General features: G+C 67.4%; 9 protein-coding genes. 7 read left to right on the forward strand and 2 right to left on the reverse strand.

The genetic code is table 11. The features are described from left to right. Nucleotides 1-204 precede the first annotated feature (204 nt). The 4 genes from Q4F73_RS09745 to Q4F73_RS09760 all read left to right on the forward strand — a co-directional run bounded on the left by Q4F73_RS09745 (nt 205) and on the right by Q4F73_RS09760 (nt 5,091). Entirely contained in the window at nt 205-1,176 is a 972-nt protein-coding gene (locus tag Q4F73_RS09745) for a phosphate/phosphite/phosphonate ABC transporter substrate-binding protein (RefSeq protein ID WP_303359154.1), read from the forward strand. A 29-nt stretch (nt 1,177-1,205) separates the two neighbouring features. Continuing rightward, nucleotides 1,206-2,030: a phosphonate ABC transporter ATP-binding protein gene (gene phnC, locus Q4F73_RS09750; RefSeq protein WP_303359155.1), complete on the forward strand. Its 825-nt coding sequence runs from the start codon at nt 1,206-1,208 to the stop codon at nt 2,028-2,030. Further along, complete coding sequence (gene phnE, locus Q4F73_RS09755; RefSeq protein WP_303359156.1) at nt 2,031-3,722, forward strand: phosphonate ABC transporter, permease protein PhnE; 1,692 nt, start codon at nt 2,031-2,033, stop codon at nt 3,720-3,722. A gap of 190 nt (nt 3,723-3,912) precedes the next feature. Further along, the gene (locus tag Q4F73_RS09760) at nt 3,913-5,091 is read left to right on the forward strand and encodes a S1 family peptidase (RefSeq protein ID WP_303359157.1); all 1,179 of its coding nucleotides are present in this window, start codon (nt 3,913-3,915) and stop codon (nt 5,089-5,091) included. Between the two features lie 66 nt (nt 5,092-5,157). Here the strand turns inward: Q4F73_RS09760 and hisN are convergent, their stop codons facing one another. Continuing rightward, a complete protein-coding gene (hisN, locus tag Q4F73_RS09765) occupies nt 5,158-5,943 on the reverse strand; it encodes a histidinol-phosphatase (RefSeq protein WP_303359158.1) in 786 nt (261 codons plus the stop codon). Then, nucleotides 5,940-6,800 (reverse strand): inositol monophosphatase family protein, encoded by an 861-nt coding sequence (locus tag Q4F73_RS09770; protein WP_303359159.1) that lies wholly within the window; start codon nt 6,798-6,800, stop codon nt 5,940-5,942. Before Q4F73_RS09770 ends, hisN begins: the two co-directional genes overlap by 4 nt. 101 nt (nt 6,801-6,901) lie before the next feature. Here Q4F73_RS09770 and Q4F73_RS09775 point away from each other — a divergent pair, with 101 nt between their 5' ends. Genes Q4F73_RS09775 through prfB form a run of 3 tightly spaced genes read left to right on the forward strand, consistent with a single transcriptional unit; the run spans nt 6,902 to nt 8,883 of the window. Further along, complete coding sequence (locus Q4F73_RS09775; RefSeq protein WP_303359160.1) at nt 6,902-7,324, forward strand: hypothetical protein; 423 nt, start codon at nt 6,902-6,904, stop codon at nt 7,322-7,324. Further along, nucleotides 7,321-7,773, forward strand: coding sequence for a hypothetical protein (locus Q4F73_RS09780; protein ID WP_303359161.1), 453 nt, complete (start codon nt 7,321-7,323; stop codon nt 7,771-7,773). The genes Q4F73_RS09775 and Q4F73_RS09780 overlap by 4 nt, the downstream gene beginning before the upstream one ends. Nucleotides 7,774-7,779: 6 nt before the next feature. Beyond that, nucleotides 7,780-8,883 carry a peptide chain release factor 2 gene (gene prfB, locus Q4F73_RS09785; RefSeq protein ID WP_303359162.1) on the forward strand — a complete coding sequence of 368 codons (1,104 nt, stop codon included), beginning with the start codon at nt 7,780-7,782 and terminating at the stop codon, nt 8,881-8,883. Nucleotides 8,884-8,947 lie beyond the last annotated feature (64 nt).

The following is an 8,947-nucleotide window of genomic DNA, read 5'->3' on the forward strand; positions in this document are numbered from 1 at the left end:
GCTACCAATTCACCACGACACCCTCTCAACTCCGGTTGGGAGGGTGTCGTCGTTGCTGGGGGAGCGGCTGGGCGATGTTCACACGGTGTGGACGGGGGGTTCACGCAGTGGCAACCGGAGATTCACTTCTGTGGGGAAGGGTCGGAAACAGCCCTGGTTCCACAGGAGCTTCGCATGCCTTTCCCCCAGAAATAGGAGAAATCCATGATCTTCCCGTCCCTGCGCCGCCGTCTTTCGGCCACTGCCGCTGTCCTCGTGGCCGGCAGCCTCGCCCTGACCGCTTGTGGCGATGCCGCCGACGAGACCACGACCGCTACCAACGGAAACGGCGGTGATGACGGCGTCATCACCATCACCGGTGTTCCCGCCGAGGAGGCCACCGCCCTGGTCTCCAAGTTCGAGCTGCTCATGGAGGTCATCTCCGAGGAGACCGGCAAGGAGGTCGAGTTCTCCTCGTCCACCGACTACGCCGCGGTCATCGAGGCTCTCGTCGCCGGTCAGGCAGACATGGCCATCGGTTCCCCGTTCTCCTACGTCCGCGCCTCCAAGGCCGGCGCCGAGCTCGAGCCGCTCGGTGGTCGCATCGAGGAGGAGGGTGATGAGCCGGGTTACGTCTCCTACGCCCTCGTCCGCCCGGGGTCTGACATCCGCGAGCTGGCCGACGCCGAGGGACGCACCGTCTGCTACGTCGACCAGGGTTCCACCTCCGGTTTCCTCTACCCGTCCGCCGGCATGATCGACGCCGGTCTGGACCCGGAGGCTGACGTCGAGGCCATCTTCTCCGGCTCCCACGACGCCGCCGTCCTGGCGCTGCTCGACGAGACCTGTGACATGGCCTTCGCCTACGACTCCATGGTCGAGGTCCTCATGCCGGGCCGCGGCGAGCTCAGCGAGGGCGACTACGAGGTCATCTGGGAGTCCCCGCTCATCCCGGCCTCCCCGATCTACATGAACACGGGCACCCTCGACCAGGAGACCCAGGACACCCTCCGCACGATGTTCCGCGAGGATCGCCTCATCAACGTCGACGCTCTCGTGGAGCGCGGCTACTGCGACTCCCTCGAGGACTGCACCCTGCCGGAGGACTCCTACGAGTACGCCCCGGTCGACGACTCCACCTACGACGGCATCCGCGAGGTCTGCGACCTCACCCAGGCCGCCGCCTGCACCGAGTAGCACTCTCCCTCACGTAACGGAACACCGCCATGACTTCAGCCACCGCCAATTCTGACACCGGCCAGCGGAAGGCCTCCCCCCGGATCGATCCGGACTCCGCCCCGCTGTCCATGCAGAATGTGACCAAGTTCTTCGCCCCGTCCACCACGGCCCTCGACGACGTCAGCTTCGCCGTCGAGGAATCCAGCTTCACGGTCCTGCTCGGCCTGTCGGGTTCCGGCAAGTCGACGCTGCTGCGGCTGGTCAACGGGCTGCACCTGCCCACCAGCGGCCGGGTGCAGGTGCTGGGGCGCGACATCTCGGCCACGAAGGGCGGTGCGCTGCGGTCCCTGCGCCGTGACATCGGCATGGTGTTCCAGCAGTTCCACCTGGTGGGGTCGATGACGGCGCTGGAAAACGTCTGCGCCGGAGCGCTGGGCTCTCTGCGCGGGCCGCGCTTCGGCCTCATCAGCTACCCGAAGTCGGTGCGCCAGAGCGCGCTCGAGCAGCTCGAACGCGTCGGCCTGGCCGACCAGCGTTTCCAGCGCGCCGACACCCTGTCGGGTGGTCAGCAGCAGCGTGTCGCCGTGGCACGCGCGCTGGTGCAGCGCCCCAGAATTCTGCTTGCCGACGAACCCGTCGCCTCCCTCGATCCCGAGTCCGCGGACCAGATCATGACGTTGATCTCCCAGATCGCCAAGGAGGACAAACTCACCGTCCTGTGCACCCTCCACCAGGTCAACCTGGCCATGGAGTGGGGTGACCGCATCATCGGTCTGCGCCAGGGACAGCTGGTTCTCGACGAGCTGACCGCGAACCTCACCACCGAGGAGACCATGGAGATCTACGCCTCCGTCTCCGGAGCGGGGCGCTAGGTGTCGAGCACACTTCTCGTCGAGAAGCCCTCGGATCCGCGGACCCTCACCACCCCGACCCCGGCAGGCATCCTGGCGACCGTCATCATGGTCTCCTTCGTCACCGCTGGTGTGTGGGCCGTGGCGGAGTTGAAGATCAATGCCGCGACCCTCATCCGCAGCTGGGAGAACGCGGTCCGCTTCTTCCGCAACGTCATGCCTCTGGATTTCCCGTCCCTGGCGGAGCTGTGGGAGATGACGGCGCTGACCCTGGCGATCGTGGTCTCGGCGACCATCCTCGCGGTGGTGCTCTCCCTCGTGGCGGCGCTGCTGGCGGCCAAGCCGACGTCGACAAGCCCCGCGGTGCGGTCGGCGGCGCGGTTTTTCATCGTGCTCATGCGCGCCGCCCCCGAACTGATCCTGGCGATCTTTTTCATCCGCGTCTTCGGTTTCGGCTCGATGGCCGGCATCCTGGCTCTGGGGCTGTCCTCGATCGGCATGGTGGGCAAGCTGTACGCCGACGCCATCGAGGACGCCGATGACGGCCCGCGTGAGGCCGTGGAGACCAACGGCGCGGGGCGGATCCAGCAGATTTTCGGCGCGACGATCCCCACCGTCATGCCTGCGATCGTCGCCACCGGCCTGCACCGTTTCGACATCAACCTGCGTAACTCGGTCATCCTCGGCTGGGTGGGTGTCGGCGGTATCGGCATGGAACTCTCGACGGCCCTGTCCGTTCGACAGTATGACCGTGGTCTGGCGTTGGCGTTCGTGGTGCTGGCACTGTGCATCCTCACCGAGATCGTCTCCGGCATGTGGCGGTCCCGGCTGCTCGGGCGCAAGGCCGAACCTTCCCGCTTCGGCGTCCTGTGGCTGTTCGGGAAGATGAAGGGCCGGTGGTCGCAGGAGAACCTCGGTGCCCCCGAGCCCACCCGTACCACCCCGCCGTGGGATGCCGCCCGCCTCGGCCAGACCTTCTTCACCGGCCTGCTCCTGGCCATCATCGTGGTGTCCCTGTGGTACTCCGACATCAACTGGGGCCGCTTCTTCGAGGGGTTCGTCCGCCTTCCGGAGGTCACGGGGCGTTTCCTGCCTCCCTCGCACGGCGGTCACCTGGTTCTGCTGCTGGAGCAGCTGCTCATCACCTTCCAGATCGCGCTCGCCGGAACCCTGCTCGGGGCGGTCCTGGCACTGCCGGTGGGAGTGCTAGCCGCCCGCAACGTCGCTCCCAATCCGACCACAGCGAAGGCATTCCGCACCATCATCGTGGTCACCCGCGGTATCCCGGAACTGATCCTGGCCATCGTGTTCGTCATCGTGACGGGCATGGGCCCGGTGGCCGGTGCCCTGGCGCTGGCCGTCGGTGCCATGGGGCTGTTGTCGAAACTGGTGGCCGACTCCCTCGAGGAAACCGACACCCGCGTGCAGATGGCCCTGCGCGCCAACGGGGCCACCGAGTGGCAGGTGTTCTTCGGTGCCACACTGCGGCAGGTGGCCCCCGCGGTCATCGCCCACCTCATCTACCAGCTCGACGTCAACTTCCGCTCCGCGACTCTCCTCGGTGTGGTGGGCGCCGGCGGCATCGGCTTCTATCTGCTCAACGCCAACCGTGTGCTCCAGTTCGAGGTGGTCACCTTCATTCTCGTTCTCGTGGTCGCTGTGGTGCTGGCCCTGGAGGCCATCGCGGTCCTGTTGCGCAACATTGTCCGCTGATACCTTCCCCGCCGGCACCGCCGGCCGCCGCCGTATGTTGACGCATGCCCATTTTTAGGTCTGAACTGGACAAACGGTGGGTCTAGGTTAACGTTCGGACACGACATTCATGTCCATGCTCCCAAACCCGACGGGCATGGCATGATGTGGTGGTATTCGTTCAGCACCACCGGAAGGGGACCCCACCCACATGCGACGGCACGCCCGCGTTAAGAAGTTCATCACTGCAGCGATTGTGACCGGTGCGGTGACGTGGGCGATGCCGACCGTGGCGGCACAGGCGCCGCACAGCGAGGTGCCCGCAGCCCCCGAGGGTTCCTCGGAGATTGTCTCGGACGCCCCCGCGGTGCCGACGCCGGAACCGGTGGAGGTGGCCTCCGCGGATCTCATCGACGAGGTCCGCGCGCAGCTCGCTTCCCTCGGCGTGCAGACCCCGGCCGTGGATCCGGCGCTGACCGACGCTGTCGACGAGGCGATTGTCACCCACATCCCTAACACCCGCCTGCCCGAGAAGGCCCCCGCCGCTGACGCCCCCGTTGCGGAGGACACCGTTGCGGAGGTCACCGACCGCGCCGCCTACGCCGACGGTGAAGCCTGGGTCGATGAGACCGAGGCCGCCCTCGACCAGAACTACCTGTGGACGGATCATCCGATCGACAAGGTCATGGCCGGTAAGCCCTTCGCCGACTGGGTCCTGCACCGCGTGCCGGGTTCGTGGTTCGATGCGCCGCGCATCCCGGAGGAGTCCATGGTGGTGCAGAACCAGGACAGGTCCCTCTACGGTCCCGGCACCCCGATCTTCGTCGGCGATCAGATGATGTGCACCCTGGGTGTCGTGGGCACCGATGCCGAAGGGCGCAAGGTCGGTATCACCGCCGGTCACTGCGGTAACCCGGGTGACAAGGTGTGGTCGGCCGATTCCTGGCAGGTGGGGGCCTCCGGCACCGTGGCGGTGAGCAACCATCTGCACGACTACTCCGTCATCGAACTCGGTTCCAACTCCGAGATCACCCGGTCCTACAACGGTGTGACCGTCAACCGCCTCGGCGGCCCGGTCGCGCCGGGCCAGATGCTGTGCAAGCAGGGTGTGGCCACCGGCAACACCTGCGGGCATGTGTGGTCCGCCGATGAAGCTCTGCAGATCTCCCAGGTCTGCGCCATGGTGGGTGACTCCGGCGCCCCGGTGCTGGCGGGTGACCGCATGGTGGGGATGATCTCCGGCGGCGTGGTCGCGGACCAGCGCCTGTCCTGCAAGACCCCCCTGCAGGGTGGCCTGTTCATGCCGACCGTGTCGACCAACCTGGACAACGTCCTCGCCGACATGGACAAGCGCGGCGGTGTCGGCGCCGGGTTCCAGCTGGCGAACTAGCGTATCGACGCCCCGTAGCAAAGCCCTCCCGATCGAGTCGATCGGGAGGGCTGTTGTCATTGGTGGTTACGTGCTGAGCGCGGTGAGCGCGGCGTCGTGAAGCAACCCGTTGGTGGCCACAGCATCGCCGCCGTGCGGACCGTCGTGACCGGCCAGCGAGGTGAAGCGCCCTCCGGCCTCGGTGACGAGCACGCAGAGGGCGGCCAGATCCCACAGGGAGACCTCCGGCTCAGCGGCGATGTCCACCGCCCCCTCGGCGACGAGGCAGTAGGAGAAGAAGTCGCCGTAACCGCGCAGGCGCCAGGTCTGATCACTGAGGGCGATGAAATTCTCACGCAGGCCTCGCTCGGCCCAGCCCTCGAGGGAGGAGAAGGAGAGGGAGGCGTCGTCCAGCGACTCGACCCCGGAGACGGAGAGCTTCTTCGGGGAACCGCCCGCGAAGGAGCGCCAGGCGCCGGACTCGGCGGCCGCGTACCAGCGGCGGGCCAGTGCCGGGGCGGAGACGACGCCGACGACCGGTTCGCCGTCGACCAGCAGGGAGATGAGCGTGGCCCACACGGGCACCCCACGGACGAAGTTCTTGGTCCCGTCGATGGGGTCGATGACCCACTGGCGGCCCTCGTGGGTGGCTTCGCCACCGAACTCCTCACCGAGGATGGCGTCGGAGGGGCGGGCGTCGGCCAGCTTGGCGCGCAGGGCCTCCTCGCACGCGAGGTCCGCATCGGAGACAGGGGACATGTCCGGCTTGCTGGTGACGTTGAGGTCGGATGCCTCGAAACGCTCCAGGGTCAACGCGTCGGCGAGGTCGGCGAGTTCGAGAGCGAGGGCGAGGTCATCGGCGTAACTGGTCATGCCGACATCCTAGTCAGCGCGGCGGCGACGTGTTCCACGGCGCGGGAATTGCCCGCCACGCACCACGTGACCCCGCCGGCCTCGACCTTCACCCCGGTTCCCCCGGCGCCCTGGACCAGGGCGAGTCCCGGCAGCCAGTCCCAGTCGGCGACGGAGTGCTGCATCCACACACCCAACGTGCCGTCGGCCACCGAGGCCAGATCGACGGAACCGGCACCCAGCATGCGCAGCGTGGCGACTTCGGCGGCGGCGCGCATCCACGCCGCAGCGCGCTCCGGCTGCGCCAGGGAGGTGGGGTGGATGTAGGTGCCCAGGCTCAGCTGATCAGCGTCGATGTCCACGAGCTTTGCGACGTCCCGTCCGTCCCGCCTCGTGGGAATTTCTGGCCCGCCCAGCCAGGTGTAGCCCATGGCCGGGCGGTGGACCGCACCGAGGATGACTTTCTCCGGATCGGAGGGAGCGCCTTCGACCAGCGCCAGTGCGCAGCACCAGTAGTCCGAGCCGGAGGCGAAGTTGTAGGTGCCGTCGACCGGGTCGATCACCCAGTAACGGCCGGAGGAGGAGGTGCGCTCCGCGCCTTCTTCGCCGAGGATGCCGTCCTCGGGGCGCAGCTGGGCGAGGACGCCGGAGATGAAGTCCTCCGCCGCTGTGTCGGCGACGGTCACCACATCGGAGACCGAGGTCTTCTGCCTGGTGGGCAGGCCCTGCTCCCGCAGCCGCCACGCCAGACGCCCGGCGTTGTAGACCAGTGCCTGGGCGAGGTGCTCGTCGGAATCCTGGTCATGGGCGATGACGAAGGTCTTGGTGATCGCGGCGATCATGTCGTCGAGGCTGGCGGCGGGGTGCTGTTGAGTCATGGCCACTATTGTGCCGGGTGTCGTGCTGGGCGTCAGGGTGGGGGAGGGGGGTGGTTCGCGAACGGCCTACCGTGATGGGCCTCAGGGCCTAAGGTTGACACATGGTGTTTCTTGCACTGTTGACCATTGCCCCGGTGGCTTACCTCATGGTGCGCCGCCGCCAGCGCCCGGGCAGCATCCGGCACCTCGCCTTCGCCTTTGTCGGTGGCCTGGTGGTGTGGCTGGCGCTCATGAGCTGGCCCCTGGGCCTGCACGGGGACTACCTGCCCTGGCAGGTCGTGGTCGCGGGTGCGGTGATGGTGGCGGTCACCGCCGTCCTGGCCTGGCGGTGTCCACGCGAGGGCGCGCCCCTGGGCTTCACCGCTGCCTGCGGTTTCGCGCTCGCCTGGGGTGTGTGGGCGGGCAGCCAGGATGAGACCGGCCAGTGGGGTGCCGGGCTGATCTTCCTGCTCATCGGCGCGTGTGCCTCGCTGGCGTTGGTCGGCTCGGTGTCCGGGGCGCTGGCTAGGAGGCGGTCGCGATGAATCCCATCGCCATCGTCGTCGCTGCTGCTCCGCTCGTCTGGCCGATAGGCATGATGATCATCGCCGGCAGGTCCTGGCGGGCCTGGGCGACGCTCATCCTGGGCGTGCTCGGCGGCCTGGCCGTCTGGATGATCACCATGCCCCGGATGCTGCTGGGACACGAATACCACTGGGCGCAGGTTGCGGCGTGCGGGCTGGCGTCGGTCATCCTCGTCATTGTCCTGGGCACGAAGGTCTCCCCGAAGGGGCTGCTGCCGGCGTGGGCCACCTCCTTCGGGTTGACCGTGGGTTTCCTCATCGCCGAGGTCATCCCTGACGAGACCGGCATGTCCGCGATGGGACTGCCCTTCATCGCGGCCGGTACGGCGGTGGGCCTGGTGGTTCCGGCCGCCCTGTGTCTCACCTTCCCGGGACCGGAGGGGCGGGCGTCGGCAAGCACAGTAGAGTAGGGGATTATGCGACCGGACATTTCTGCAGCACTCGACGACCTCAACGCGACCCTCACCACCATTGAGAAGGTGATGGACCCGGAGGAGATGTCCGCCCGCGTGCGCGAGCTGGAGCAGCAGGCCGCGGACCCGAGTCTGTGGGACAACCCCGATCACGCGCAGCAGGTCACCTCCGAGTTGTCGGCTGTGCAGGGCAAGCTGCGCAAGCTCACCGATCTGCGCCAGCGGCTGGAGGACCTGCCGGTCATGTACGAACTCGCCGAGGAGGAGGGCGAGGGCGATGAGCTGGCCGACGAAGAGCTCGCCGACATGCGCACCCAGATCGAGGCGCTCGAGGTGCAGACGATGCTCTCCGGCGACTACGACCAGCGCGAGGCCCTGATCAACATTCGCTCCGGCGCCGGTGGCGTGGATGCCGCCGACTGGGCCGAGATGCTCATGCGCATGTACACCCGCTGGGCGGAGAAGAACGGCCACAAGGTCGACGTCTACGACATCTCCTACGCGGAGGAGGCGGGCATCAAGTCCGCGACCTTCGTCGTCCACGGCGATTACATGTACGGCCAGCTCTCCGTCGAGCAGGGTGCGCACCGCCTCGTGCGCATCAGCCCCTTCGACAATCAGGGTCGTCGCCAGACCTCCTTCGCGGAGGTCGAGGTGCTGCCCGTCGTCGAGCAGACGGACTCCATCGAGGTGCCGGAGTCGGACGTGCGTGTCGACGTCTACCGCTCTTCCGGACCCGGTGGCCAGTCCGTGAACACCACCGACTCCGCCGTCCGCCTCACCCACATCCCGACGGGCATCGTGGTGACGTGTCAGAACGAGAAGTCCCAGATCCAGAACAAGGCCTCGGCCATGCGCGTTCTGCAGGCCAAGCTGCTGGAGAAGAAGCGGCAGGAGGAGCGCGCCGAGATGGACGCCCTCGGCGCCGGCGGCCAGGCATCATGGGGTAACCAGATGCGTTCCTACGTGCTGCACCCGTACCAGATGGTCAAGGACCTGCGTACCAACTTCGAGGTCAACGACCCCACCAAGGTGCTCGACGGAGACATCGGCGGTTTCCTCGAGTCGGGCATCCGCTGGCGGATGGCCGAGCAGCAGGCGGAGTAACCAGGTCTCGCTGTGCTTGATGGTGAGAACGTGCATCAGCCCCATGCATGTGCATGGGGCTGAT

Source organism: Corynebacterium sp. (genome assembly GCF_030535495.1).
Taxonomy (GTDB): Bacteria; Actinomycetota; Actinomycetes; order Mycobacteriales; family Mycobacteriaceae; genus Corynebacterium.